The sequence below is a fragment of the Cupriavidus ulmosensis genome (assembly GCF_977008105.1).
In genome coordinates this window covers 654,324-677,968 of record NZ_CDRMWP010000001.1, presented here as the reverse complement: position 1 = coordinate 677,968, position 23,645 = coordinate 654,324, and the positions used below count along the sequence as shown (strand labels likewise).

Here is a 23,645-nt window from a genome sequence, read left to right as displayed (position 1 = left end):
ATGCCAGCTCAAGAACCACATCCACGCCCTGCCGCCGCCAAAACACGGGCACCGTGCCAAGGGTCTGGCCCTCCGCCCAGGAGTCTGCTTTCTTTGGTTACTTTCTTTTCAGACAAAAGAAAGTGACTGGCAGCCCCGCGCAGCGGGGATGTCATATGGCCTTTGGGTTCAAGCACCAACAACCGCCCGCAAACCCCAACCGAGTAATAGACCACCCCAATATCACCAGCAAGAATCCGCAAAAGCAATGTCATACTGACACCCTCTCCAAGCCACGCGGCCAGGTCCCAAGCAGACACCCCAAATCCCATGCGTATCCTCGGCATCGACCCCGGCCTCCGCACCACCGGCTTCGGCGTGCTCGAAAAGCACGGCAGCAAGCTCAGCTACATCGCCTCGGGCACCATCAAGAGCGATGGCGAGAGCGATCTGCCCTCGCGTCTCAAGACGCTGTTCGACGGCATCAGCGAGGTCGCGCGCACCTATGCGCCGGACTGCGCCGCGATCGAGAAGGTGTTCGTCAACGTCAACCCGCAATCCACGCTGCTGCTGGGCCAGGCCCGCGGCGCGGCGATCTGCGGGCTGGTGGGCCAGGGCCTGCCGGTGTTCGAGTACACCGCGCTGCAGCTGAAGGTGGCGGTGGTCGGCTATGGCCGCGCCAACAAGGAGCAGGTGCAGGAGATGGTGATGCGCCTGCTGAGCCTGAGCGGCCGGCCCGGTTCCGATGCGGCCGACGCGCTCGGCGTGGCGATCTGCCATGCCAACGGCAGCAATACGCTGGGCGCGCTGACGGGCCTCGCGCCCGAGCTGGTGCGCAAGGGCATGCGCGTGCGGCGCGGCCGGCTGGTCGGCTGATCGTCTTTCCGGGCCGCTTACAATCGGACGGTTGCCCGCCCGAGGATGCCCATGTTCCGCCTGCCCGCCGACTTCCGTCGCCTTCGCGCTTGCGCGCGCCCGCGCCTGCCATGCCTGGCCGCGCTGCTGCCCGCGCTGGCCGCCGCGGTCCTGGCCGGCTGCGCCGCGCCGCCGGTGGCCACCGCGCCGGCTCCCGCCGCATCGCCGGCGCCGGCCGCGCCCAGGGCGCTGGTGATCGGGCATCGCGGCGCCAGCGCGCTGCGCCCGGAACACACGCTGGCATCCTACGCGCGCGCCATCGAGGACGGCGCCGACGCCATCGAGCCGGACCTCGTGACGACGCGTGACGGCGTGCTGGTGGCCCGCCACGAGAACGAGATCGGCGGCACCACCAATGTCTCCACGCTGCCGCAGTTCGCCGGCCGCAAGCGCATCAAGGTGATCGACGGCGAGCGCCTGGACGGCTGGTTCACTGAGGACTTCACGCTGGCCGAACTGAAGACGCTGCGCGCGCGCGAGCGCATCCCGCAGCTGCGCCGCGCCAACACGCAGTACAACGACCAGTTCGAGATCCCGACCCTCGACGAGATCATCGACATGGTGGCCAGCGCTTCGCGGCGCAGCGGCCGCGTGATCGCCCTGTACCCCGAGACCAAGCACCCGAGCTATTTCCGCGGCATCGGCCTGCCGCTCGAGGAAAAGCTGGTGGCCACGCTGCGCGCGCACGCCTATACGCGCAGCGCGCCGGTGTACGTGCAGTCGTTCGAGAGCGGCAACCTGCGCGAGCTGCGCCAGCGCCTGGGCGCCGGCATGCCGAACGTGAAGCTGGTACAGCTGATGGGCGGCGCGCGCGGCCGGCCCGCCGACTGGCGCCTGGCCGGCGACACCCGCACCTACGCCGACATGATGACGCCCATCGGCCTGCGCGAGGTGGCCAGCTATGCCGGCGGCATCGCGCCGGAGAAGTCCAGCGTGGTGCCGCGCGACGCCGGCGGCGGCCTCGGCGCGCCCACCGCGCTGGTGCGCAACGCCCATGCCGCCGGGCTGCTGGTGCACCCGTACACGTTCCGCCCCGAGAACAGCTTCCTGCCGCGCGGCCTGCGCACCGGCGGCGACGATGCCACGCGCAGCCCGGACGGCATGGTGCGGGAGGTGCAGGCCTTCCTGGCCGCCGGCGTCGACGGCGTCTTCACCGACGACCCGGCGCTGGGCCGCCGCGCCGTCGACACCCTGGGACGCTGACCCGCCGCTCGGCTACACTGGCGCCCACTTTCGCTTTCGCCGCACACACCAGACACCATGATCGGACGCATCGCCGGCACCCTCATCGAGAAGAATCCCCCGCACCTGCTGGTCGACTGCCACGGCGTCGGCTACGAGATCGACGTGCCGATGAGCACGTTCTACAACCTGCCCGCGGTGGGCCATCCGGTCACGCTGCTGACCCAGCAGATCGTGCGCGAGGACGCGCACCTGCTGTACGGCTTCGGCACCGCCACCGAGCGCAATGCGTTCCGCGAGCTGATCAAGATCACCGGCATCGGCGCGCGCATGGCGCTGGCCGTGCTGTCGGGCATGTCGGTCGGCGAGCTGGCGCAGGCCATCACGCTGCAGGAGGCCGGGCGCCTGACGCGCGTGCCGGGCATCGGCAAGAAGACCGCCGAGCGCCTGCTGCTCGAGCTCAAGGGCAAGCTCGGCGCCGAGCTCGGCCACGCGCCGGGCAGCACCCCGGTACACGACAACGCCGTCGACATCCTCAACGCGCTGCTGGCGCTGGGCTACTCGGAGAAGGAAGCGGCGCTGGCCATCAAGCAGGTGCCGGCCGGCACCGGCGTGTCGGACGGCATCAAGCTGGCGCTGAAGTCGCTCTCCAAGGGCTGAGCGGCCGCGGGCAGGCGCGGCCGGCGCGGGTAGCGCGGCCCGGAGGGGCTACAATCGAGCCACTTCGCCCGTAGCACACCCATGATCGAAACCGACAAGCTGGTCCCCGACCGCGGCAGCGACCGCGTGATCGCCCCCACCACCGCCTCCCCCAGCGAGGAGGCCTTCGAGCGCGCGCTGCGCCCGAAGCTGCTCGACGAATACGTCGGCCAGGAGAAGGTGCGCGGCCAGCTCGACATCTTCATGCACGCCGCGCGCAACCGCCGCGAGGCGCTCGACCACGTGCTGCTGTTCGGCCCGCCGGGCCTGGGCAAGACCACGCTGGCGCACATCATCGCGCGCGAGATGGGCGTGAACCTGCGCCAGACCTCCGGCCCGGTGCTGGAGCGCCCGGGCGACCTCGCCGCGCTGCTGACCAACCTCGAGGCCAACGACGTCCTCTTCATCGACGAGATCCACCGCCTCTCGCCGGTGGTGGAGGAAATCCTGTACCCGGCGCTCGAGGACTACCAGATCGACATCATGATCGGCGAGGGGCCGGCCGCGCGCTCGGTCAAGCTGGACCTGCAGCCGTTCACGCTGGTCGGCGCCACCACGCGCGCCGGCATGCTGACCAACCCGCTGCGCGACCGCTTCGGCATCGTCGCGCGGCTGGAGTTCTACACCGCCGAGGAGCTCGGGCGCATCGTCACCCGCTCGGCGCAATTGCTCAATGCCCGCATCGACCCGCTCGGCGCGCTGGAGATCGCCCGCCGCGCGCGCGGCACGCCGCGCATCGCCAACCGCCTGCTGCGGCGCGTGCGCGATTTCGCCGAGGTCAAGAGCGACGGCACCATCACGCGCACCACCGCCGATGCCGCGCTGGCCATGCTCGACGTGGACGCGGTCGGCTTCGACCTGATGGACCGCAAGCTGCTCGAGGCCATCCTGCACAAGTTCGGCGGCGGCCCGGTCGGCGTGGACAACCTCGCCGCGGCCATCGGCGAGGAGCGCGACACCATCGAGGACGTGCTGGAGCCGTACCTGATCCAGCAGGGCTACCTGCAGCGCACGCCGCGCGGGCGCATGGCCACGGCCGCCGCCTACCTGCACTTCGGCCTGCCCGCGCCGGGCGGCGAGGCCGAGCCGGCGCCCTGAGGCGCGGCGGCGACGGCCGCGCGGTGCCGCGTATCCCGTGTTAAATGTTTTCGTTGCCCGCAGACAATTCTTTCGTCGCGCGTTGCTGGCGGCTGCCTGCCTGTTCACAATGGCTTAGTTCCGGCCGCCGCGAGGCGGTACCGGCCTGGCGCCGCATGCCGGGCGGCCGGCCCCGTTCGTACCTGACAGGAGAGAGCACATGAATCGACGCCAGTTTGTGACCCGGATGGCGGGCTCGGGCCTGCTCGTGGCCACCGCCTTCACCGCGGGCTGCACCACCACGGGCACCAATGCGCCAACCGACGCAGCGGCCAAGCGGCAGGAGATCAACGCGGGGGCCGACGGCGCGCTCAACCGGCTCTACGGCACCACCAGCAGCGCGCGCGAGCTGGCCGCGCGCGCCCAGGGCATCCTGGTCTTCCCGCGCGTGCTGTCGGCGGGGCTGGTGATCGGCGGCGAATATGGCGAAGGCGTGTTGCGTGGCCGCAGCGGCGCCCCGGTGGGCTACTACCGCACCACCTCGGCCTCGGTGGGCCTGACCGCGGGCGGGCAGTCCAAGTCGGTCATCATCATGTTCATGACGCCCGACGCCTACAGCAAGTTCCTCAACAGCAGCGGCTGGACCGTGGGCGCGGATGCCAGCGTGGCGCTGGCCAAGATCGGCGCCAACGGCTCGATCGACACCAACACCGCGCAGCAGCCGGTGATCGGCTTCGTGCAGACCAACGCCGGGCTGATGTTCGACATCTCGCTGGACGGCTCCAAGATCGGCAAGCTGGACCTGTAGTCCGGCGCGCGCCTCCCGGCGCGCGAGCGAGGCGGACGCGGCGCGAACACGGCGGCGGCATGGCTGGCATAATCGCCACACCGCCGCCCCTGGAACCGCCATGACCACATCGAACGCCACGCCCGGCCATACCGGGCGCGTCTACCGCTACTACGATCTCGTGATGGTGGCGTTCGTCACGGTCCTGCTGTGCTCCAACCTGATCGGCGCGGCCAAGGCGGCCCAGGTCACGCTGCCGCTGATCGGCCCGGTGACCTTCGGCGCCGGCGTGCTGTTCTTCCCCATCTCCTACATCTTCGGCGACGTGCTGACCGAGGTCTACGGCTACGGGCGCGATCGCCGCGTGGTGTGGGCCGGCTTCGCCGCGCTGGCCTTCGCCACGTTCATGAGCCTGGTGGTGCTGAAGATGCCGGTGGCGCCATTCATGAGCGACTACCAGAAAAGCCTGCAGGACGTGTTCGGCAACACCTGGCGCATCGCGCTCGGCTCGCTGATCGCGTTCTGCTGCGGCAGCTTCGCCAACAGCTATGTGCTGGCCAAGATGAAGCTGTGGACCGAGGGGCGCTGGCTGTGGACGCGCACCATCGGCTCCACGCTGGCCGGCGAGCTGGTCGACTCGTCGCTGTTCTACGTGATCGCGTTCTACGGCATCTGGCCGCTGGAGAAGGTGATCCAGGTGGCGATCGCCCAGTACATCCTGAAGACCGGCTGGGAGGTGGTGATGACGCCGGTCACCTACAAGGTGGTGGGTTTCCTCAAGCGCGCCGAGCGCGAGGACTGGTACGACCGCAACACCGACTTCACGCCGTTCCGGCTGCGCGTGTAGCGCTGCCAGTGATGCCCGAGGCTAGGGCACGCGGCGGTCCACCTCGTCGAGCGCCAGGTCCTGCAGGTGGGCCACGTCGGCCCACTGCATCACGGTCAGGCGCTGACTGTCGCAGCGCAGCCGGTTGATGCTGGCGTTGAGCAGCTCGTGCTGGCGCGGCGCTTCGAGCGTCATGTCGTTGGCTTCCCGGTAGAGGCAGTCGAGCACCCCGCCATGCGCGACCAGCGCGATGCGCTCGCCCGGATGGCGGCGCGCCAGCGCCAGCGCGGCTTCCACCGCGCGCTCGTGGAAGGCCAGCAGCGATTCGCCGCCCTGCGGCGCGTAGTCCGGCACGCGCGCCTGCCAGCGGGCGAAATCCTCGGGCGAATTCTCCGCCACCTCCGCGTAGGTGCGGCCTTCGAGCGCGCCGTAGCAGCGCTCGCGCAGCCGCGCGTCGGGCCGCACCGTGATGCCGAGCGCCTCGGCCAGCGGCGCCGCGGTCTGCATCGCGCGCGACAGGTCGCTGGCATAGACCGCGTCGATCGGCTCGCCGGACAGCGCCTGCGCCAGCGCGTCGGCCTGCGCCACGCCGGTGGCGTTGAGCGGGATGTCGAGCTGCCCCTGCAGGCGCCGCTCGCGGTTCCACGCGGTCTCGCCGTGGCGGATCAGGATCAGGTGGGTGAAGGCCAGCGAATGCGGCCCGGGCAATTGCGACATGCCGTTTCCTTTCTCTTCCTTGCGTTTGCCTGCGACCCTTCGCGGACCCTGCCGGCATGGCCGGCGGGGTCCGCGGCCGCGCACGGCCTCGCGCGGCCTGTCGTGGCCCGTTGTGGCCTGTCGCAGCCTATTGCGCCGGGCCGGACAGCTGCGGGTTCAGCGTGTAGGTGCCGGTGATCGCCGCCTGCGCCAGCACGTGGCCGCGGATCGCCTCGCGCACCTGCGCGCCGGTGAAGGTGCCGTCGAGCGGCAGGCGGTCGACGTCGAGCGCGTAGACGGTGAACACGTAGTGGTGCAGCAGGGTGTCGTTCCACGGCGGGCAGGGGCCGTCGTAGCCGTAGTAGTCGCCCTTCATGTCGGGGTCGCCGGCGAACCAGCCGGTGTAGTCGTTGAGGCCGTGGCGCAGGCCGCCCGCCGCCGCGGTGCCGCCGGTGGCCTCGGGGCCGGGCTTGCCGCGCGCGATCACGCCGTCGCTGTGGCTGCCGGCGGAGATCGAGCGCAGGCCAGGCGGGATGTCGACCAGCACCCAGTGGAAGAAGTCCACGCGCGGCAGCGAGGCCGGCACTTCGCGGCCTTCCTGATTGACGTCGTCGCCGCGGCTCGGCACGTCCGGGTCGTGGCAGATCAGCACGAACGAGCGCGTGGCGGCCGGCGCCTCGTCCCAGTGCAGGTCGGGATTGCGGTTGCCCGACAGCGCCACGTGGGTGGCGGGATCCATCGCGCCGAAAGCGAAATCGACCGGGATGGGACCGTTGTCGCCGAATGCCTTGCTCCAGATCTTCATGTATCTCTCCTTGCTGATTTGGGCGCCGCGCGCGGCGCGGCCAATGTGAGGGTCGGCGGACTCAGGCCGGCGGCACGCGCAGCCAGAAGGTCACCGGGCCGTCGTTGACCAGGCTGACCTGCATCATGGCGCCGAATTCGCCGGTCTGGACCTCGCCGTGCGCGGCGCGGGCGCGCTGCACGAAATGGTTGTAGAGACGCTCGCCGTCGGCCGGCGCGGCGGCCGGGGTGAAGCTCGGGCGGGTGCCGCTGTTGGTGTCGGCCGCCAGCGTGAACTGCGACACCACCAGCAGGCCGCCGCGCGTGCCGCGGCCGTCGATGTCCTGCACCGGCAGGTTCATCTTGCCGTTGGCGTCGGAGAACACGCGGTAGGACAGCAGCTTGGCCAGCAGGCGCTCGGCCTGGGCTTCGGTGTCGCCGCGCTCGGCGCACACCAGCGCCAGCAGGCCGGCGCCGATTTCGCCGGTGGTGCGGCCTTCGACCGTGACGCGGGCCTGCGAGACCCGCTGGATCAGCGCGATCATGGACGGCTCCGGCGCGCGCTCACGCCAGCGTCACGCGCGCGAAGCGGCGCTTGCCGACCTGCACGACGTAGCTGCCGGCCTCGACCTTGAGCGCCTTGTCGCTGACCACGGCGCCGTCGATCTTGACGCCGCCCTGCTCGATGTTGCGGTTGGCCTCGGAGGTGGACGGCACCAGGTTGGCCTGCTTGAGCAGCTGCGCGATGCCCAGCGGCGCGCCGGACAGGCTGACCGCCGGGATGTCGTCGGGCACGCCGCCGCGCGCGCGGTGGTTGAAGTCTTCCAGCGCGCGCTCGGCGTCGGCCGCGCTGTGGAAGCGCGCGACGATCTCCTGGCCGAGCAGCACCTTGCAGTCGCGCGGGTTGCGGCCCAGCGCGATCTCCTGCTTCATCAGGTCGATCTCGCTCAGCGGGCGGAACGACAGCAGCTCGAAGTACTGCCACATCAGGTCGTCGGAGATGCTCATCAGCTTGCCGAACATGTCGCTCGGGGCCTCGGTCACGCCGACGTAGTTGCCCTTGGACTTGGACATCTTCTCCACGCCGTCCAGGCCGACCAGCAGCGGCATGGTCAGGATGCACTGCTGCTCCTGGCCGTACTCCTTCTGCAGCTCGCGCCCGACCAGCAGGTTGAACTTCTGGTCAGTGCCGCCGAGCTCGAGGTCGGCCTTGAGCGCGACCGAATCGTAGCCCTGCATCAGCGGGTAGAGGAACTCATGGACCGAAATCGGAATCCCAGAACGGAACCGCTTGGTGAAGTCGTCGCGCTCCATCATGCGCGCCACGGTGTACTTGGCCGCCAGCTCGATCATGCCGCGCGCGCCGAGCGGGTCGCACCATTCGCTGTTGTAGCGGATCTCGGTGCGGTCCGGGTCGAGCACCAGGCTGGCCTGGCGGTAGTAGGTCTGGGCGTTGGCCTCGATCTGCTCGCGCGTGAGCGGGGGGCGCGTGGCGTTGCGCCCGGACGGATCGCCGATGGTGGAGGTGAAGTCGCCGATCAGGAAGATGACCTGGTGGCCGAGGTCCTGCAGCTGGCGCAGCTTGTTGAGCACCACGGTGTGGCCGATGTGGATGTCGGGCGCGGTCGGGTCCAGGCCCAGCTTGATGCGCAGCGGCACGCCGGTCGCCTCGCTGCGCGCGAGCTTGGCCAGCCACTCGGACTCGACCAGCAGTTCGTCGCAGCCGCGCTTGGACACCTCCAGGGCGTGCATCACGGTAGGCGTGAGGGGGTAGGAGGTGGCGGCGCCGGAGGAAACTTCAGTCATGACGTAAGTCTTTGAAAAACATGAGAATTCAGACGCGTACGAAAAACAGCCAGCGGCCGCATTTGGTATAATCCGCGCTTCTTGTGCCGGCGGGACGCTCCCGTTGGCCAACCGCCATTCTACGGCGGCAAACCAATATGGCACGCGCCGCACCTCGGGGGAGGAAGGCAGACGAAGCAGATCGTCGCGGCAGCGCAGCCCGAACCAAAGAGTGAATTTTACGTGATGTGGTCCAGACTCCGCGAAGTTTTCGCGCGTGAGCTGGTGGTTCTCGTCGATCCGACCAACGCCCTGCACGCGCGCCGGCGCAAGCAGCTCACGGCGGCGGTCGGCACGGTGTTTACGCTTGGCATGGCGGCCGCCATGGGCGTGGCGCCGCGCAACGCCTACGACGACCCCCTTGCGCCGCGCATCCGGGAAACCATCCGGCTGCCCGACCTGCGCGACCAGCTCGAGCAACTTACCGAAACCGACGCCACCTTCGTGCGCGAGGCGCGCATGCTGCGCGGCGACACCATCGCCACGCTGCTCAAGCGGCTCGGCATCGACGATCCCGACGCGCAGGCCTTCATCCGCGGCAACGCCACCGCGCGTGGCCTGTTCGCGCTCGAGCCGGGCCAGAACGTGCAGGCCGAGGTCGACCAGGACAACCTGCTGGTGTCGCTGCAGGCCAACCTCGGCGGCGACGCGCAGTCCTCGCGCGAGCTGGTGATCGAGCGCGCCGGCGACGCCGCCACGCCGGCCTACAAGGCGCGCGTGCAGTCGGTGAAGAACGACGTGCACTACGAGATGCTGTCCGGCGCCATCGCCGCGGGCGGCTTCTTCAAGGCCATGGACGACGCCGACGTGCCCGACGACGTGGTCGCGCAGATGATCTCGATCTTCTCCGGCGTCATCGACTTCCACCACGACATCACCGCCGGCGACCGCTTCCGCATCGTCTACGAGGCGGGCTACCGCGACGCCGCCTTCGTGCGCAACGGCCGCGTGGTGGCGGTCGAGCTGATCAACCACAACCAGCTGCACCAGGCGCTGTGGTACGCGCCCGACGGCGGCGCGCAGGGCGCCCAGGGCGCCTACTACACCTTCGACGGGCGCAGCATGAAGCGGCCGTTCCTGCGCTCGCCGGTGGAGTTCTCGCGGGTGTCGTCCGGCTTCGGCGGGCGCAACCATCCGCTGCATCACAACTGGGCGCAGCACAAGGGCGTGGACTTCGCCGCGCCGACCGGCACCAAGGTGATGGCCACCGGCGACGGCGAGGTGGAATTCGTCGGCCAGCAGAACGGCTACGGCAACATCGTCATCCTCCGGCACCACAGCGGCTACGCCACCTACTACGCGCACCTGTCCGGCTTTGCCGGCATGCAGCGCGGCCAGCATGTGTCGCAGGGGCAGGTCATCGGCTACGTCGGCCAGACCGGCTGGGCCACCGGGCCGCACCTGCACTACGAGTTCCGCGTCAACGACGTGCCGCTCAACCCGCTGGCCATCGCCGCGCTGGACACGCCGGCGCTGACCGGGCCGGCGCGCCAGCAGTTCCTCGCCTACTCCAGCGAGCTGCTCAGCCGCATCAACGCGCTGCGCACCTACAACGTGGCCTCCATCAACAACTGAGCCAGCATGCCGACCTCCGCGTCCCCGCCGTCCGCCTCCGACCGCTTCATCGGCATCATGTCCGGCACCAGCATGGACGGCGCCGACGGCGTGCTGGTCGATTTCTCCGGCGCGCGGCCGGCGGTGCTGGCGGCGGCGCACCAGCCCTTCCCGGCCGAGCTGCGCGAGGCCTTCGCCGCGCTCCAGCAGCCCGGCGCCGACGAGATCCACCGCGAGGCGCTGGCCGCCAACGGGCTGGCGCGCGTCTACGCCGGCTGCGTGGCGTCGCTGCTGCGCGACTCGGGGCTGGCGGCGGCGGCGATCGCGGCCGTGGGCGCGCACGGGCAGACCATCCGCCACCGGCCCGGCCTCTACGACGGCACCGGCTACACGCGCCAGAGCCAGCAGCCCGCGCTGCTGGCCGAGCTGTGCGGCATCGACGTGGTGGCGGATTTCCGCAGCCGCGATGTGGCCGCCGGCGGCCAGGGCGCGCCGCTGGTGCCGGCGCTGCACCAGGCGCTGTTCGGCGCCGCCGGCGAGACGCGCGTGGCCTGCAACATCGGCGGCATCTCGAACATCAGCGTGCTGCCCGCCATCGCCGGCGGCCAGGGCGGCCAGGCTCCCGTCAGCGGCTTCGACTGCGGCCCCGGCAACGTGCTGCTCGACTACTGGATCGAGCGCCACCACGGCCAGGCCTTCGACGCCGGCGGCGCCTGGGGCGCCAGCGGCAGCATCGACCACGCGCTGCTGGCGCGCCTGCTGGCCGAGCCCTATTTCAGCGTGGCCCCGCCCAAGAGCACCGGCCGCGACCTGTTCCACCCGGCCTGGCTGGAAAGCCATCTCGCCGCCCACGGCGCCGCGCTTGCGCCGGCCGACGTGCAGGCCACGCTGGCCGCGCTCACGGCCGAGGCCATCGCGCGCGACGTGCGCGCGCACGCGCCCGGCGCCGCGCGGCTCATCGTGTGCGGCGGCGGCGCGCGCAACGGCTTCGTCATGGCGCTGCTGGCGCGCGCACTGCCGGGCGTGGCCGTGCAAAGCTCGGACGACTTCGGCGTGCCGGTCTCGCAGGTCGAAGGCATCGCCTTCGCATGGCTGGCGCGCCAGATGCTGCTGCGCGCGCCGGGCAACGTGCCGACCGTCACCGGCGCGGCCGGCCCGCGCGTGCTGGGCGCGCTCTACCCGCGCTAAGACGGCGCTTCCTAGAAGGCGCTTCTTGCCGCTACGGCCTCACGCCGGCTGCGCATGGCCGGCCTCGCATGTCCACTGGATGAAGGCCTCGGCCACCGGCGACGGCCGCATGGCCGGCGAGCGCGCCAGCACCACGCGCTGCGGCGCCACCGCGTCGCGCAGCGGCAGGCAGGCGATCGGCTCGCCGTCGTAGCTGTGGTCCCCGGCCGGGCGCGTGCACGACAGCGCCACGCCGTAGCCATGCGCCACCAGCCCGCGCTGCATCTCGAAGGTCTGCGTGTACTGGTGCAGCTGCGGGCGCAGGCCGTGGGCCCAGAACAGCGACAGGAAATACTCGCGCGTCTGCGCGATGTCCTCCAGGATCAGCCGCTCCGAGGCCAGTTCGGCCAGGCTGACGTCCGCCTGCCCGGCGCGCGCGTGGCCCGCCGGCAATAGCGCATAGGGCGCCAGCCGCGCCACCACCCAGCGCGCGATGCGCTGGTCGAAGCCGAGATCGTAGGTCAGCGCCAGCTCCGCCTTGCCGGCGGCCAGCGTGCGGTGCACCGTCGCCAGGTCCGCCTCGAACAGCGTCACCGAGACCTCCGGATGCCGGCGGCGAAAGCCGGCCAGCAGGCGCGGCGCATAGTAGGCGCCGAGATCCTGGAAGCACGTCAGCGAAAGCTGCCCGCGCAGGCCGCGCCCGGCGGCCCCGTGCGCGCCGCCGGCGCCCAGGCCCGCGGCCAGCGCCAGGATGTCGCGCGCGCGGCCGAGCAGTTGCTGGCCGGCCGGCGTCAGTTCCAGCCCGCGGCTGACCTGGCGGCGGAACAGCGTCTCGCCGAGCGTTTCCTCGAGCTGCGCGATCGCCAGCGACACCGACGGCTGCGACACATGGCGCGCCCGCGCGGCGGCGCTGATGCTGCCGTGCTCGGCGGCGGCCACGAAGTATTCGAGCTGGCGGAAGGAGAAACCAATCATGATTTCCAATACTACAGCATAGGAAATATATGCTTTTCCTATCCCCAGGCAGCCGCGATACTCGCTCCATCCCCGCCCCACGCCAGCCGGAAAGGACCATCGTGACCCTCTCGCCAGCCCCCTCGGCCGCCCTCCCGGCCGCCCTCTCGCCGGCCGACATCGAAACCTACCAGCGCGACGGCGCGCTGGTGCTGCGCGGCGCCTTCGCCGGCTGGGTGGCCGCGCTGCGCGATGGCTTCGAGCAGAATCTCGCGCAGCCCGGTCCGTTCGCGATCGAGAACGTCGGCGGCGGCGAGCGCGGGCGCTTCTTCGAGGACTACTGCAACTGGCAGCGCATCGCGCCGTTCGCCGACTTCATCCGCCGCTCGCCGGCGGCGGAGATCGCCGGGCGGCTGATGGGGGCCGACGCCGTGCAGATCTTCCACGAGCACATCCTGGTCAAGGAGCCGGGCACGGCCAAGCCCACGCCCTGGCACCAGGACCTGCCCTATTACTGCGTGGAAGGACTGCAGACCGCGAGCTACTGGATTCCGCTCGACCCCGTCACCCGCGCCAACACCTTGCGCGTGGTGCTCGGCTCGCACCGCTGGCCGCGGCTGGTGCGGCCCAAGCGCTGGGCCAGCAACGAGAATTTCTACGCCGGCGACGACCTGTTCATGGAGATGCCCGACGTGGAAGACGGCAGCCACGCGATCCTGGTGCCGGAGCTGGAGCCCGGCGACGCGGTGGTGTTCGACTTCCGCACCGTGCACGGCGCCGCCGGCAATACCGGCAGCGGCCGGCGCCGCGCGTTCTCGGCGCGCTTCCTCGGCGACGACGTGCGCTACCTCGCGCGGCCGGGCCGGACCTCGCCGCCGTTCCCGGGCATCGGGCTGGCCAGCGGCGAGCGCATGCGCGAGGACTGGTTCCCGGTGGTGTGGCGCCGGCCTTCGTAGATCGGCCGCGCCTCGTGCTGGTACGGGACGGCGGCCCATGCCGGGTGCATGAAAACAAAAAGCGCACCGAAGTGCGCTTTTTTACTGCTGGCCGGTCGGGCGTTCGTCAGACCGAGAACGAAGAACCGCAGCCGCAGGTGGTGGTGGCGTTGGGATTCTTGATCACGAACTGCGCGCCGTTGATGTCTTCCTTGTAGTCGATCTCGGCGCCCACCAGGTACTGGTAGCTCATCGAGTCGATCAGCAGCGTGACGCCGTTCTTGTTGAGGGTGGTGTCGTCCTCGTTGACGTCTTCATCGAAGGTGAAGCCGTACTGGAAGCCGGAACAGCCGCCGCCCTGCACGAAGACGCGCAGTTTCAGGTCGGCATTGCCCTCTTCCTCGATCAACTGCTTGACCTTGTCGGCAGCGCTGTCGGTAAAGACAAACGGAGCCGGCATGTCCTCGGTAACGGGTGCCTCTGCGACTGCGTTCATGGGGTTCTCCTGTTTAGATACGCCTGTATTCTAAGCGCATCGGGAAGATCGTGCCGAAACCCCGCAACTTCAAGGGCTTCTGCCGCCGCCGGCCCGCCGCGCGTGCGCCATCAGGCGGTTTTCTGCGCATCCCCGGCCGCATCCGCAACGTCCGCAACATCCGCAACATCGGCGGCATCCGAAGCGTCCGCCGCGCCGCTGGCCAGCGACAGGTTGGGCAGCGCCTTGGGCTCGCCGGTGCCGAGCGGCACCAGCCGCCCTTCGACCAGCGCGCCCTGGTGCATTTCCAGCGCCGCGTAGTGCACCTCGCCGTACACGCGCGCGTGCGGCTGCAGTTCCAGCAGCTCGGCCGCGTGGACGGGGCCGGTCACGGTGCCGTTGAGGATCAGGTGGCCGACGCGGACCTCGCCCTCGACCACGCCTTTCTCGCTGATGACCAGCATGCTCGACTGCTCGGCCAGCGCCGTCACGTTGCCGCGCACGCGGCCGTCCAGGCGCAGGCCGCCCGAGAACGTGAGGTCGCCCTGGATCACGGTGTGCTGGCCGATCAGCGTATCGATCGCCAGGCCCTTCTTCTTGGAAAAAAACATAGGTCCTTTTGCCCCTCTCTGGAGTTGCCGGCCGCGGCGGCCTTACGGCAGGGCCGTCTGGGTCGCGCGTAACTGACCGTTCTGCAAAATTCGTACCGTCACCGCCTGCACCGCGGCGCCTGCGGGCAGCGCGAACGTCCCCTCGATGCGCTGGTAGTGCGTGAGGCGCAGGTCCGGCAGCGCGCCGGCCTGGTCCTCGCCCAGGTTCAAGGTGACGGGCTGGCCGTCCCGCACCAGCGAAGCCACCAACTGTAACTCACCGCGAAACTCGGGCAGGGACGAGAACGCCTTCGAGCCGCCCTGCATGACAAGTAACCGATAGTGCATCTTTTGTGTGTCAGCTTCATCAACGCTGACCCGGAAGCTGCGCACGTGGATGCCCGAGGTATTGCCACTGGCGGGCAGCAGGCTCTCGAAGAACGCCAGGTCTTCCTGGAGCTGGGCAACCTCGCCCTCCGCCGTCTTGAGCTGCTGCGCCAGCCCGCGCTGCGCGCCGCGCGCCATCTGCAACTGCGCGTCGGCGGTATTGGCCGCGGCCTGCAGGCGGTCGCGCTCGGCCGAAACCGCCGCCACCTGCCCGCGCAGCGCCCTGTTCTGCGCCGCCATGTCCGGCCCCGCCGCGCCAACCGCGCGCCGGCCGGCGTAATACGCCCCTCCCGCCACCGCCGCCACCAGCGCGGCCACCAGCGCCCCGCCCAGCACGCGCACCGGCCACGGCCGGTGCGAGCGCACGGCCAGCGGCCGCGACATCGGCGCGCGACGCGGACGCAGCAGGCGGTATTTCATGCGCTGCGCCGGGGCCGCGCTGGCGGTTGGGTCATCTGAGGTTCTCCGGGCGGGAAGTGCCGGAATTGTATCCGGGAAGAGGCATTGGCATTATAAAGCGCGCGTGACACCTGCCTCGCGCCGGGGTCGGCGCGGGTGGCACGGCCGGCCGGCAAAAAAAAACCGCACGGCGAACCGTGCGGTCTTTCTGGCTCGGCCAGATCCGGTGAACCGGACCTGCCGGACACGATCAGCGCTTCGAGAACTGCTTGCGGCGACGTGCCTTGTGGAAACCGACCTTCTTGCGTTCCACTTCGCGCGCATCGCGCGTGACGAAGCCAGCCTTGGACAGCGTGGGCTTCAGGGTCGCGTCGTAGTCGATCAGCGCGCGGGTGATGCCATGGCGAACCGCGCCGGCCTGGCCGGTTTCGCCGCCGCCGGTCACGTTGACCTTGATGTCGAAGGTCTGTGCGTTGGCGGTCAGTTCGAGCGGCTGGCGCACGATCATCAGCGAGGTTTCGCGAGCGAAATACTCATTGATGGGCTTGCCGTTGACGATGATGTCGCCCTTGCCCGACTTGATGAAGACACGAGCCACAGCGCTTTTGCGGCGGCCGGTACCGTAATTCCAGTTTCCGATCATGGATGGCCCCCTTAGATTTCCAGCGCCTTAGGCTGCTGCGCTTCATGCGGATGCTCGGCTTCGGCGTACACCTTCAGCTTCTTGATCATCGCATAGCCCAGCGGGCCCTTGGGCAGCATGCCCTTCACAGCCTTTTCCAGGGCACGGCCCGGGAAACGCTGCTGCATCTTGCCGAACGTCGTTTCGTAGATACCGCCCGGGTAGCCCGAATGGCGATAGTACTTCTTGTCCGTTTCCTTGGTACCCGTGACACGCAGCTTGGCTGCGTTGACGATGATGATGTAATCACCCGTGTCGACGTGCGGAGTAAATTCCGGCTTGTGCTTGCCGCGCAGTCGGCGTGCCACTTCGCTGGCAACACGGCCGAGGACTTTGTCCGTCGCGTCAATCACGTACCAGTCGCGCTTTACCTCTGCAGGCTTGGCGGAAAAGGTCTTCATGATTTTTCCTGAGACTTGTAGAACTGCCCGTAACGTGACGCGCACCGCCTTGCTTGTGATCGCTGATCGGTGCTGGCGCCGTCGGCCGGTCCTCGGGACCTGGCCTTCTCCTGCTTGTATGTGCAGGCTCTCCCTGAATTCCTTTTCCGCGGGCATGACGGAAAAGCCCTCGATTATACTGTCGTTTTTGGCGCAGGCACAAGCAAAGTCTGGGCTCCGCGTCAAGACGGCATGTGCCGGGCGACGGCGGCGGCACTTCGATGGGCGCGGCCGGATGCCGGCGGGAGGTAGACGGGTGCGGGAAGGCGAAAAAAAACCCAAGCCATGAGCTTGGGTTTGAATCCACCAAAGGAGGAGGGTGGAGGAGACACCTGGAGAGCGACGGGGCCTGGCTGGCGGTGCGGCCGGCGAACCGGGAAGTTCGCTTTCGCACTCTGGCGAGTCCTGCATGCCGTCGTTCAATGATTGAAATTATACATGAGCGCCCTTCCGGCGCAAGAAAATTTGCAGTGCGGAATGGCGTTTTGCATTGTAAAAAATTGCGACACGGCAAAAACATAGTGCATTAATCAATAGAATCAAATACTTATGACCGATTTCGCCTGTCATCAAACCGTCATCTTAGAGGAAACCCTCAGTCTTGAGCCGGATCTGATGCGTCCTGACCACACATTGGCAAGTGGCATATACTAAAAAATCAAGTTTCGAAATCGCGTGTTCGTGATCGGATACGCACTCACCAAAGCGCAGGATCGAACAAAATGGAATGCAAAGTAACTTGGATGGGCGGCGACGGCATGACCTTCGTGGCCGAGACCGGCAGCGGCCACGTGGTCGCGATGGACGGTGCGCGCGAGGGCGGCGGCCACGACCTGGCGCCGCGGCCGATGGAAATGGTGTTGCTGGGCACCGGCGGCTGCACCGCCTATGACGTCGTGCTGATCCTGAAGCGCGGCCGGCAGGACGTGCGCGGCTGCAGCGTGAAGCTGGAAGCCGAGCGCGCCGGCGAAGACCCGAAGGTGTTCACGCGCATCAATTTCCATTTCACCGTGACGGGCCGCAACCTCAATGCCAGCACGGTCGAGCGCGCCATCCAGCTGTCGCACGACAAGTACTGCTCGGCGTCGATCATGCTGGCCAAGACGGCCGAGATCACGCACACGGTGGAGATCGTGGAAGGGTAAGCGGTAAGCGCGAGGATGGGCGCGGACCGGCATGGCGGCCGCACCTTCCATTGTCCCGGGCGGCATGCGACGCGCAATGCGCGCCGGCCGGGACGGAAGAATCGGGAAGCAAAGCAGGCCGATAAGCCGGATTCTGTGCGCGCCACCCGCCTTGCGGCCGGCGGCGCGTGACAACCATTCCTCTAGGCCGGCCGTTACCGGCCGGCTCCAGCTCCCTACCCGCAGGCTCAGCGGGCCGCCTCGATGCCTGCCTATTTGGGATTGCTCCAGGTGGAGGTTACCGCGTTTCACCCTTGCCGCCGAGCGAACTCGGCGGCAAGACTCGTCTCTGTGGCCCTATTCCGCACGTTGCCGTGGATGGCTGTTAGCCAACACCCTGCCCTGTGGAGTCCGGACTTTCCTCCCCTTGCACCTTGCGATGCAAGCAGCGATTGTCTGTCCTGCTTTGCGGCCCGCAGTCTAACACCGTTTGGCCCCGGCCCGGCCTGGCGCGCGCGGCCCGGGCGCTAGGCCGCCGCGGCGCGCCGGCCCGGACGGAACACGGCGGCATCCGCGTAGAAGTCCGGATCGCGGTTGGCATCGCACCAGCCCGGGATGCCCAGCACGGGCAGCGGCGCGAAATCGCGGCTCGACAGCGCGCGGCGTTCGAGCGAGGCGGCCACGGCCGCATCGAGCGTGCCGGGCAACTCGCCGCCCGCCGCGGGCGGCAAGGCCAGCGGCCACGCGTGCGCGGTCAGGGCCTTGTAGGGCCGCGCCAGCTTTTCCAGCAGCGCGTGGCCGAACGGCACCACGGCGCAGCCGGCTGCCTCCCAGTCCGCGCGCCGCGCCACGAACAGCGTGTGCCAGCCGAAACCGCGCAACGCGCTTTCCAGCCTGCCGTCCGTGCTCAGGAACAGGATGGCGTTCTCGTCGAACAAGGTGGCGGCGTCGCGCAGGGCGCCGCGGCGCGGCTGCACGCCGGCGGCGGCGATCGTCTCGGCCTGGAGCCGGTTCAGCGCGCGCTTGGCCTGGGGGAAATGCAGCCAGACCAGCGCGTTGAAGACGTCGTGCAGGTTGTCGCGCGTGGGCACCGCGCCGGTGGCGAAGATATGGGCCTCGTAGGCGGTGCCGGCAGGAAGCTCGGCCTGCGGCACGAAGCGCAGCGGCAGGCCGCGCGCGTTGCGCAGGCCTTGCCGCGCGCTGAGCTCGCAGAGCGCGGCGCGCAGGTCGGCGCCGGCTTGCAGCGCGCCGGCCAGCGCCGCGCCGACCCGTGCGAACGGTTTGTACCAGGGCCGCGTCCAGTCGATCTCCGCCACGGCGCCGGCCACGGGCGGCGTGCCGCCCCGCTGCTGCGTCACGGCCGCGAGGCTCAGTTGGCCTTCCAGCGCAGCGTCTCGCCGCCGCGCAGCGGCACCAGCGTGGTGTCGCCGTACGGCAGTTCGGCCGGCAGTTGCCACGCCTCGCGCGTCAGCGTCAGCGTGCCGCCGTTGCGCGGCAGGCCGTAGAAGGCCGGGCCGTTGAAGCTGGCGAACGCTTCGAGCTTGTCCAGCGCGCCGGCGGCCTCGAAGGCCTCGGCGTAGAGCTCCATCGCGTGCAGCGCGGTGTAGCAGCCGGCACAGCCGCAGGCATGTTCCTTGAGGCCGCGCGCGTGCGGCGCGCTGTCGGTACCGAGGAAGAAGCGCGGGCTGCCGGACACGGCGGCGGCCACCAGCGCGGCGCGGTGGATCTCGCGCTTGAGCACCGGCAGGCAGTAGTAGTGCGGGCGGATGCCGCCGGTGAAGAGCGCGTTGCGGTTGTACAGCAGGTGATGCGCGGTGATGGTGGCGCCGACCGGGCCTTCGGCGTCGCGCACGTATTCGGCGGCGTCCTTGGTGGTGATGTGCTCGAAGACCACCTTGAGGCCGGGGAAGTCGCGGCGCAGCGGCGTCATCACGCGGTCGATGAAGACGGCCTCGCGGTCGAAGATGTCGATGTCGGCATCGGTCACTTCGCCGTGCACCAGCAGCGGCAGGCCGGCGCGCTCCATCGCCTCCAGCGCGCTCGCGCAGCGGCGCAGGTCGCTCACGCCGGCGTCGCTGTTGGTGGTGGCGCCGGCCGGGTAGAGCTTGACCCCGTGCACGAAGCCGCTGGCCTTGGCCGCGACGATTTCCGCGGCCGGGGTGTTGTCGGTCAGGTACAGCGTCATCAGCGGCTCGAACGCCATGCCGGCCGGCAGCGCGGCCAGGATGCGCTCGCGGTAGGCCGCCGCCTGCGCCACCGTGGTCACGGGCGGCTTCAGGTTCGGCATGATGATGGCGCGGGCGAACTGGCGGGCGGTGTCGGGCAGCACGGCGGCCAGCGCCGCGCCGTCGCGCAGGTGCAGGTGCCAGTCGTCCGGGCGGGTGATGGTGAGGGTCTGGGTCATGGCTTGGTGTGGCTCGGGTGGCCGGCCGCCGGTGGCGGCCAGCGCTTTCGCGGGGGATTACAGGATCAGGATGGCGCGGTAGTCGTTCACGTTGGTGCGCGTGGGGCCGGTGATCACGAGGTCGCCGGCGGCGTCGAAGAAGCCCCAGGCGTCGTGCGCGTCCAGCCGCGCGCGCGCCGGGGCGCCGGCGGCCTGCGCGCGCGCCGCCGTGGACGGGTCCAGCAGGGCGCCGGCGTTGTCCTCGGAGCCGTCGATGCCGTCGGTGTCGGCCGCGATGGCGTACACGCCGGCGGCGCCGTCGAGCTCCAGCGCCAGCGACAGCAGGAACTCGGCGCAGCGCCCGCCGCGCGGCTTCGTGCCGGCCGCGCCGCCGCCCGCGGGCAGCGTCACGGTGCATTCGCCGCCCGAGATCAGCGCCACCGGCGCGGCGAACGGCGCATTGTACGCGCGTATCTCGCGCACCAGCGCGGCGTACACGCGCGCCACTTCCTGCGCCTCGCCGGTCACGGTGTCGCCCAGCACCACCGGCTGGATGCCGCGCGCGCGGAAGACCTCGGCCGCCGCCGTCAGGCTGCCGTGCGCCGTGGCGATCACGCGGTTGTCGACGCGGGCGAACAGCGCGTCGCCCGGCTTGGGCGTTTCCGCCACTTCGCCGCGCGCGCCGCGCTCGAGGTAGGCGCGCACCGCCGGCGGCACCGTGGCGCCGTGGCGGCGCAGGATGTCCAGCGCGTCGCCGTAGGTGCTCGGGTCCGGCACCGTGGGGCCGGAGGCAATCGCGCTCGGGTCGTCGCCGGCCACGTCGGAGACGATCAGCGTCGTCACCGGCGCGCGGCTGGCCTGGGCGAGCCGCCCGCCCTGGATGCGCGACAGGTGCTTGCGCACGATGTTCATCTCGGTGATCGGCGCGCCGCAGCGCAGCAGTTCCTGCGTGGTGGCCTTCAGGTCGGCCATCGCGATGCCTTCGGCCGGCAGCGACAGCAGGCTCGAGCCGCCGCCCGAGACCAGCACGATCAGACGGTCGTCCGGGCCGAGCGCGGCCACGCAGGCCAGGATCTCGGCCGCGGCGCGCTCGCCGGCTTCGTCGGGCACCGGGTGGCCGGCCTCGATCACGCGCACGTGCGCGGTCGGCAGGCCGTGGGCATAGCGCGTGACCACCAGCCCTTCGATGACATGGCCCGGGTCCAGGCGCGCATAGGCCTGCTCCACCGCCAGCGCCATCGAGGCGGCGGCCTTGCCCGCGCCCACCACCAGCGTGCGGCCGCCCGGCTGCGGCGGCGGCAGATGGTCCGCCACGATGCGCAGCGGATCGGCCGCCGCTACCGCTGCCTGGAAGGTGTCGAGCAGCAGGGCCCGCGCGTCGGCCGCGCTCACAGCGCCTCCGCGATGGCCTGGCCCAGGTCCGCGGTGCCGGCCTTGCCGCCGATGTCGCGGGTCAGCGGCGCGTGTTCCGGGCCGGCCGCCAGCACCTGCTCGATGGCGCCCAGCACGGCCGCGCCGGCTTCCGCGTGGCCCAGGTGCTCCAGCATCATCGCGCCGCACCAGATCTGGCCGATCGGGTTGGCCACGCCGCGCCCGGCGATGTCGGGCGCCGAGCCGTGCACCGGCTCGAACAGGCTGGGGAAGGTGCGGTCCGGGTTGATGTTGCCCGACGGCGCGATGCCGATGGTGCCGGTGCAGGCCGGGCCCAGGTCGGAAAGGATGTCGCCGAACAGGTTGCTGGCCACCACCACGTCGAACCAGTCGGGATGCTGGACGAAGTGCGCGGTCAGGATGTCGATGTGGTACTTGTCGACCTTGACGCCGGGATAGCCGGCCGCCATCGCCTCCACGCGCTCGTCCCAGTACGGCATGGTGATGGAGATGCCGTTGGACTTGGTGGCCGAGGTCAGATGCTTGCCCGGGCGCTTGTTCGCCAGCTCGAAGGCGAACTTGAGGATGCGGTCCACGCCGGTGCGCGTCATCACCGTTTCCTGGATCACCACTTCGCGGTCGGTGCCGGGGAACATGCGTCCGCCGATGCTGGAATACTCGCCCTCGGTGTTCTCGCGCACCACGTAGAAATCGATGTCGCCGGGCTTGCGCGGGTTGCCGTCGCGGTCCACCAGCGGGCTGCGGATGCCGGGCATGAGCCGCACCGGGCGCAGGTTGACGTACTGGTCGAACGAGCGGCGGAACTGCAGCAGCGAGCCCCACAGCGAGACGTGGTCGGGCACGGAATCGGGCCAGCCCACCGCGCCGAAATAGATCGCGTCGTACTTGACCAGGGTGTCGAACCAGTCGTCCGGCAGCATCTTGCCGTGGCGGGCGTAGTAGTCGCAGCTGGAAAAGTCGAACTGGTCGAACTGCAGGTCGATGCCGAAACGCCGCGCGGCGGCGTCCATCACGCGCAGCCCCTCGGGCATCACTTCGGTGCCGATGCCGTCGCCAGGGATGACTGCGATCTTGTATTTGCTCATGTCTCGAAAAGCCCGCTGAAGGTGTACAGGACGAATGGTTGTCGGGAAGATCCGGCGGCGGCCGGGCGGCATGCCGGCGGCGCGCGGGAAAACCGCGAGGCGCGACGCGCTTGGCAGAAAACCCGGGCTGGCCGGATAATGGAACATTCTATTGCAATCCGGCAGCCTGCTGCCGGTCCGGTGCCCCGCCATGTGCCAGCTGCTCGGCATGAACTGCGCCACGCCGACCGACGTGACGTTCTCCTTTACCGGCTTCGCCGCCCGCGGCGGCGTCACGGACCACCATGCCGACGGCTTCGGCGTGGCGTTCTTCGAGGACAAGGCCTGCCGACTGTTCATCGACAACCAGTCCGCCGGCACCTCGCCGGTGGCCGACCTGATCAAGCGCTACCCGATCAAGTCCAAGAACGTCATCTCGCATATCCGCAAGGCGACCCAGGGCACCGTGCTGCTGGAGAACTGCCACCCGTTCATGCGCGAGCTGTGGGGCCGGCACTGGATCTTCGCCCACAACGGCGACCTGAAGAACTTCTCGCCGTTCCTGTCCGGCGTCTACCAGCCGGTGGGCGACACCGACAGCGAACTGGCCTTCTGCACGCTGATGCAGGGCCTGCGCAAGCGCTTCCCCGGCTCGCAGCCGCCGCTCAACGAGCTGTGCCACGCGCTGGCCGACATCACGCGCGAGATCACGCTGCACGGCGTGTTCAACTACCTGCTGTCCAACGGGCAGGCGCTGTTCGCGCACTGCTCCACGCGCCTGTACTACATCGTGCGCCAGTGGCCGTTTTCCACGGCGCACCTGATCGACGCCGACCTGTCGATCGACTTCGCCCAGGTCACCACGCCCGACGACCGCGTGGCGGTGATCGCCACCGCGCCGCTGACCGACAACGAGACCTGGACCGCGTTCGCGCCGGGCGAGCTGATGATGTTCGAGGAAGGCCGCTCGGTGATGACGCTGTCGGTGCCGATCCCGCCCGAGGTGCAGGCCAGGAACGCGGCGAACAGCGCCTGCACCTGAGGTGCCGGTTTGCTCCCCTCTCCCGCGCAGTGGGAGAGGGGTTGGGGGAGAGGGCGGGGGCTGGCGAATGCTGGCGCGCTGGAAAAAACCGGCGGCTTCGTCCGCGGTCATCATGCCGGACAACACCGTTGGCCCCGCTTCTTGTGACTCCTGGTCAAACCGCCCCTCTCCCCGGCCCTCTCCCCGTGAGGGGAGAGGGAGGACACCTTGCTTGGGCCAGCTCTGGCGGTGTGGGCCCGTTCGCGGGCTTCGTCAATCGTCCGGGGGG

Annotated in this window: 25 protein-coding genes and 1 other RNA gene; 11 read left to right on the top strand and 15 right to left on the bottom strand. The window is 69.7% G+C overall.

The window, feature by feature from the left end:
* Window positions 1-309 precede the first annotated feature (309 nt).
* The 6 genes from ruvC to ACWTPI_RS03010 all read left to right on the top strand — a co-directional run bounded on the left by ruvC (window position 310) and on the right by ACWTPI_RS03010 (window position 5,486).
* Window positions 310-855, top strand: coding sequence for a crossover junction endodeoxyribonuclease RuvC (gene ruvC, locus ACWTPI_RS03035; protein ID WP_020203204.1), 546 nt, complete (start codon window positions 310-312; stop codon window positions 853-855).
* Between the two features lie 51 nt (window positions 856-906).
* Window positions 907-2,097, top strand: a complete 1,191-nt coding sequence (locus ACWTPI_RS03030; RefSeq protein WP_454730934.1) for a glycerophosphodiester phosphodiesterase — start codon at window positions 907-909, stop codon at window positions 2,095-2,097.
* Window positions 2,098-2,154: 57 nt separating this feature from the next.
* Window positions 2,155-2,736 (top strand): Holliday junction branch migration protein RuvA, encoded by a 582-nt coding sequence (gene ruvA, locus ACWTPI_RS03025; protein WP_020203202.1) that lies wholly within the window; start codon window positions 2,155-2,157, stop codon window positions 2,734-2,736.
* An 81-nt stretch (window positions 2,737-2,817) separates the two neighbouring features.
* Window positions 2,818-3,873 carry a Holliday junction branch migration DNA helicase RuvB gene (gene ruvB, locus ACWTPI_RS03020; RefSeq protein ID WP_454730933.1) on the top strand — a complete coding sequence of 352 codons (1,056 nt, stop codon included), beginning with the start codon at window positions 2,818-2,820 and terminating at the stop codon, window positions 3,871-3,873.
* 199 nt (window positions 3,874-4,072) lie between these two features.
* The gene (locus ACWTPI_RS03015; RefSeq protein WP_059410488.1) at window positions 4,073-4,660 is read left to right on the top strand and encodes a BPSL1445 family SYLF domain-containing lipoprotein; all 588 of its coding nucleotides are present in this window, start codon (window positions 4,073-4,075) and stop codon (window positions 4,658-4,660) included.
* Between the two features lie 100 nt (window positions 4,661-4,760).
* Window positions 4,761-5,486: a queuosine precursor transporter gene (locus ACWTPI_RS03010; RefSeq protein ID WP_020203198.1), complete on the top strand. Its 726-nt coding sequence runs from the start codon at window positions 4,761-4,763 to the stop codon at window positions 5,484-5,486.
* A 21-nt stretch (window positions 5,487-5,507) separates the two neighbouring features.
* Here the strand turns inward: ACWTPI_RS03010 and ACWTPI_RS03005 are convergent, their stop codons facing one another.
* From ACWTPI_RS03005 to tyrS, 4 genes are all read right to left on the bottom strand, one after another.
* A complete protein-coding gene (locus ACWTPI_RS03005) occupies window positions 5,508-6,182 on the bottom strand; it encodes a histidine phosphatase family protein (protein WP_454730932.1) in 675 nt (224 codons plus the stop codon).
* A 127-nt stretch (window positions 6,183-6,309) separates the two neighbouring features.
* The gene (locus ACWTPI_RS03000; RefSeq protein ID WP_454730931.1) at window positions 6,310-6,966 is read right to left on the bottom strand and encodes a YbhB/YbcL family Raf kinase inhibitor-like protein; all 657 of its coding nucleotides are present in this window, start codon (window positions 6,964-6,966) and stop codon (window positions 6,310-6,312) included.
* A 61-nt stretch (window positions 6,967-7,027) separates the two neighbouring features.
* The gene (dtd, locus tag ACWTPI_RS02995) at window positions 7,028-7,489 is read right to left on the bottom strand and encodes a D-aminoacyl-tRNA deacylase (protein WP_020203195.1); all 462 of its coding nucleotides are present in this window, start codon (window positions 7,487-7,489) and stop codon (window positions 7,028-7,030) included.
* Window positions 7,490-7,508: 19 nt separating this feature from the next.
* Window positions 7,509-8,750, bottom strand: coding sequence for a tyrosine--tRNA ligase (tyrS, locus tag ACWTPI_RS02990; RefSeq protein ID WP_059410485.1), 1,242 nt, complete (start codon window positions 8,748-8,750; stop codon window positions 7,509-7,511).
* A gap of 225 nt (window positions 8,751-8,975) precedes the next feature.
* On the opposite strand from tyrS, the gene ACWTPI_RS02985 reads away from it, so the two are divergent.
* Window positions 8,976-10,364: a M23 family metallopeptidase gene (locus ACWTPI_RS02985; RefSeq protein ID WP_454730930.1), complete on the top strand. Its 1,389-nt coding sequence runs from the start codon at window positions 8,976-8,978 to the stop codon at window positions 10,362-10,364.
* A gap of 6 nt (window positions 10,365-10,370) precedes the next feature.
* Window positions 10,371-11,531 (top strand): anhydro-N-acetylmuramic acid kinase, encoded by a 1,161-nt coding sequence (locus ACWTPI_RS02980; protein ID WP_454730929.1) that lies wholly within the window; start codon window positions 10,371-10,373, stop codon window positions 11,529-11,531.
* Window positions 11,532-11,570: 39 nt separating this feature from the next.
* Here ACWTPI_RS02980 and ACWTPI_RS02975 read toward each other — a convergent pair whose 3' ends face one another.
* A complete protein-coding gene (locus tag ACWTPI_RS02975; RefSeq protein ID WP_454730928.1) occupies window positions 11,571-12,485 on the bottom strand; it encodes a LysR substrate-binding domain-containing protein in 915 nt (304 codons plus the stop codon).
* A 101-nt stretch (window positions 12,486-12,586) separates the two neighbouring features.
* Between ACWTPI_RS02975 and ACWTPI_RS02970 the strand changes: the two genes are divergently transcribed.
* Entirely contained in the window at window positions 12,587-13,420 is an 834-nt protein-coding gene (locus tag ACWTPI_RS02970; protein ID WP_454730927.1) for a phytanoyl-CoA dioxygenase family protein, read from the top strand.
* Between the two features lie 106 nt (window positions 13,421-13,526).
* Here ACWTPI_RS02970 and erpA read toward each other — a convergent pair whose 3' ends face one another.
* From erpA to rplM, 5 genes are all read right to left on the bottom strand, one after another.
* Window positions 13,527-13,895: an iron-sulfur cluster insertion protein ErpA gene (erpA, locus tag ACWTPI_RS02965; RefSeq protein ID WP_029043650.1), complete on the bottom strand. Its 369-nt coding sequence runs from the start codon at window positions 13,893-13,895 to the stop codon at window positions 13,527-13,529.
* A 110-nt stretch (window positions 13,896-14,005) separates the two neighbouring features.
* A complete protein-coding gene (locus ACWTPI_RS02960) occupies window positions 14,006-14,485 on the bottom strand; it encodes a bactofilin family protein (RefSeq protein ID WP_454730926.1) in 480 nt (159 codons plus the stop codon).
* 42 nt (window positions 14,486-14,527) lie between these two features.
* Window positions 14,528-15,271 carry a DUF6776 family protein gene (locus tag ACWTPI_RS02955; protein ID WP_029043649.1) on the bottom strand — a complete coding sequence of 248 codons (744 nt, stop codon included), beginning with the start codon at window positions 15,269-15,271 and terminating at the stop codon, window positions 14,528-14,530.
* Window positions 15,272-15,500: 229 nt separating this feature from the next.
* Window positions 15,501-15,893 (bottom strand): 30S ribosomal protein S9, encoded by a 393-nt coding sequence (gene rpsI, locus ACWTPI_RS02950; RefSeq protein WP_017226024.1) that lies wholly within the window; start codon window positions 15,891-15,893, stop codon window positions 15,501-15,503.
* 11 nt (window positions 15,894-15,904) lie between these two features.
* Window positions 15,905-16,333: a 50S ribosomal protein L13 gene (gene rplM, locus ACWTPI_RS02945; protein ID WP_011296658.1), complete on the bottom strand. Its 429-nt coding sequence runs from the start codon at window positions 16,331-16,333 to the stop codon at window positions 15,905-15,907.
* A gap of 761 nt (window positions 16,334-17,094) precedes the next feature.
* Here rplM and ACWTPI_RS02940 point away from each other — a divergent pair.
* Window positions 17,095-17,517 (top strand): OsmC family protein, encoded by a 423-nt coding sequence (locus tag ACWTPI_RS02940; RefSeq protein ID WP_029043648.1) that lies wholly within the window; start codon window positions 17,095-17,097, stop codon window positions 17,515-17,517.
* A gap of 106 nt (window positions 17,518-17,623) precedes the next feature.
* On the opposite strand, the gene rnpB is transcribed toward ACWTPI_RS02940, so the two are convergent.
* From rnpB to ACWTPI_RS02915, 5 genes are all read right to left on the bottom strand, one after another.
* Window positions 17,624-17,964, bottom strand: an RNA gene (rnpB, locus tag ACWTPI_RS02935) — RNase P RNA component class A.
* A 59-nt stretch (window positions 17,965-18,023) separates the two neighbouring features.
* A complete protein-coding gene (locus tag ACWTPI_RS02930; protein WP_454730925.1) occupies window positions 18,024-18,854 on the bottom strand; it encodes a DUF3025 domain-containing protein in 831 nt (276 codons plus the stop codon).
* Between the two features lie 11 nt (window positions 18,855-18,865).
* On the bottom strand, window positions 18,866-19,900 hold the full coding sequence (gene pyrC / locus ACWTPI_RS02925) for a dihydroorotase (protein WP_454730924.1): 1,035 nt from the start codon (window positions 19,898-19,900) through the stop codon (window positions 18,866-18,868).
* 57 nt (window positions 19,901-19,957) lie between these two features.
* Window positions 19,958-21,271, bottom strand: coding sequence for a glycerate kinase type-2 family protein (locus ACWTPI_RS02920; protein WP_454730923.1), 1,314 nt, complete (start codon window positions 21,269-21,271; stop codon window positions 19,958-19,960).
* Window positions 21,268-22,356: a tartrate dehydrogenase gene (locus tag ACWTPI_RS02915; RefSeq protein ID WP_020203182.1), complete on the bottom strand. Its 1,089-nt coding sequence runs from the start codon at window positions 22,354-22,356 to the stop codon at window positions 21,268-21,270. Before ACWTPI_RS02915 ends, ACWTPI_RS02920 begins: the two co-directional genes overlap by 4 nt.
* Window positions 22,357-22,546: 190 nt before the next feature.
* On the opposite strand from ACWTPI_RS02915, the gene ACWTPI_RS02910 reads away from it, so the two are divergent.
* Window positions 22,547-23,377, top strand: coding sequence for a class II glutamine amidotransferase (locus ACWTPI_RS02910; RefSeq protein WP_059410478.1), 831 nt, complete (start codon window positions 22,547-22,549; stop codon window positions 23,375-23,377).
* The last annotated feature ends 268 nt before the right edge of the window (window positions 23,378-23,645 follow it).

What these genes read in the sequence shown, in the direction of transcription:
- ACWTPI_RS02955 (WP_029043649.1), bottom strand. Translation starts at nt 15,271, where the DNA reads ATGAAATACCGCCTGCTGCGTCCGCGTCGCGCGCCGATGTCGCGGCCG.
- rpsI (WP_017226024.1), bottom strand. Translation starts at nt 15,893, where the DNA reads ATGATCGGAAACTGGAATTACGGTACCGGCCGCCGCAAAAGCGCTGTG.
- ACWTPI_RS03000 (WP_454730931.1), bottom strand. Translation starts at nt 6,966, where the DNA reads ATGAAGATCTGGAGCAAGGCATTCGGCGACAACGGTCCCATCCCGGTC.
- ACWTPI_RS02910 (WP_059410478.1), top strand. Translation starts at nt 22,547, where the DNA reads ATGTGCCAGCTGCTCGGCATGAACTGCGCCACGCCGACCGACGTGACG.
- tyrS (WP_059410485.1), bottom strand. Translation starts at nt 8,750, where the DNA reads ATGACTGAAGTTTCCTCCGGCGCCGCCACCTCCTACCCCCTCACGCCT.
- ACWTPI_RS02985 (WP_454730930.1), top strand. Translation starts at nt 8,976, where the DNA reads ATGTGGTCCAGACTCCGCGAAGTTTTCGCGCGTGAGCTGGTGGTTCTC.
- ACWTPI_RS03015 (WP_059410488.1), top strand. Translation starts at nt 4,073, where the DNA reads ATGAATCGACGCCAGTTTGTGACCCGGATGGCGGGCTCGGGCCTGCTC.
- ACWTPI_RS02940 (WP_029043648.1), top strand. Translation starts at nt 17,095, where the DNA reads ATGGAATGCAAAGTAACTTGGATGGGCGGCGACGGCATGACCTTCGTG.
- dtd (WP_020203195.1), bottom strand. Translation starts at nt 7,489, where the DNA reads ATGATCGCGCTGATCCAGCGGGTCTCGCAGGCCCGCGTCACGGTCGAA.
- ACWTPI_RS03010 (WP_020203198.1), top strand. Translation starts at nt 4,761, where the DNA reads ATGACCACATCGAACGCCACGCCCGGCCATACCGGGCGCGTCTACCGC.
- pyrC (WP_454730924.1), bottom strand. Translation starts at nt 19,900, where the DNA reads ATGACCCAGACCCTCACCATCACCCGCCCGGACGACTGGCACCTGCAC.
- ACWTPI_RS02975 (WP_454730928.1), bottom strand. Translation starts at nt 12,485, where the DNA reads ATGATTGGTTTCTCCTTCCGCCAGCTCGAATACTTCGTGGCCGCCGCC.
- ACWTPI_RS02915 (WP_020203182.1), bottom strand. Translation starts at nt 22,356, where the DNA reads ATGAGCAAATACAAGATCGCAGTCATCCCTGGCGACGGCATCGGCACC.
- ruvA (WP_020203202.1), top strand. Translation starts at nt 2,155, where the DNA reads ATGATCGGACGCATCGCCGGCACCCTCATCGAGAAGAATCCCCCGCAC.
- ACWTPI_RS03005 (WP_454730932.1), bottom strand. Translation starts at nt 6,182, where the DNA reads ATGTCGCAATTGCCCGGGCCGCATTCGCTGGCCTTCACCCACCTGATC.
- ACWTPI_RS02980 (WP_454730929.1), top strand. Translation starts at nt 10,371, where the DNA reads ATGCCGACCTCCGCGTCCCCGCCGTCCGCCTCCGACCGCTTCATCGGC.
- ACWTPI_RS03030 (WP_454730934.1), top strand. Translation starts at nt 907, where the DNA reads ATGTTCCGCCTGCCCGCCGACTTCCGTCGCCTTCGCGCTTGCGCGCGC.
- rplM (WP_011296658.1), bottom strand. Translation starts at nt 16,333, where the DNA reads ATGAAGACCTTTTCCGCCAAGCCTGCAGAGGTAAAGCGCGACTGGTAC.
- ACWTPI_RS02960 (WP_454730926.1), bottom strand. Translation starts at nt 14,485, where the DNA reads ATGTTTTTTTCCAAGAAGAAGGGCCTGGCGATCGATACGCTGATCGGC.
- erpA (WP_029043650.1), bottom strand. Translation starts at nt 13,895, where the DNA reads ATGAACGCAGTCGCAGAGGCACCCGTTACCGAGGACATGCCGGCTCCG.
- ruvC (WP_020203204.1), top strand. Translation starts at nt 310, where the DNA reads ATGCGTATCCTCGGCATCGACCCCGGCCTCCGCACCACCGGCTTCGGC.
- ruvB (WP_454730933.1), top strand. Translation starts at nt 2,818, where the DNA reads ATGATCGAAACCGACAAGCTGGTCCCCGACCGCGGCAGCGACCGCGTG.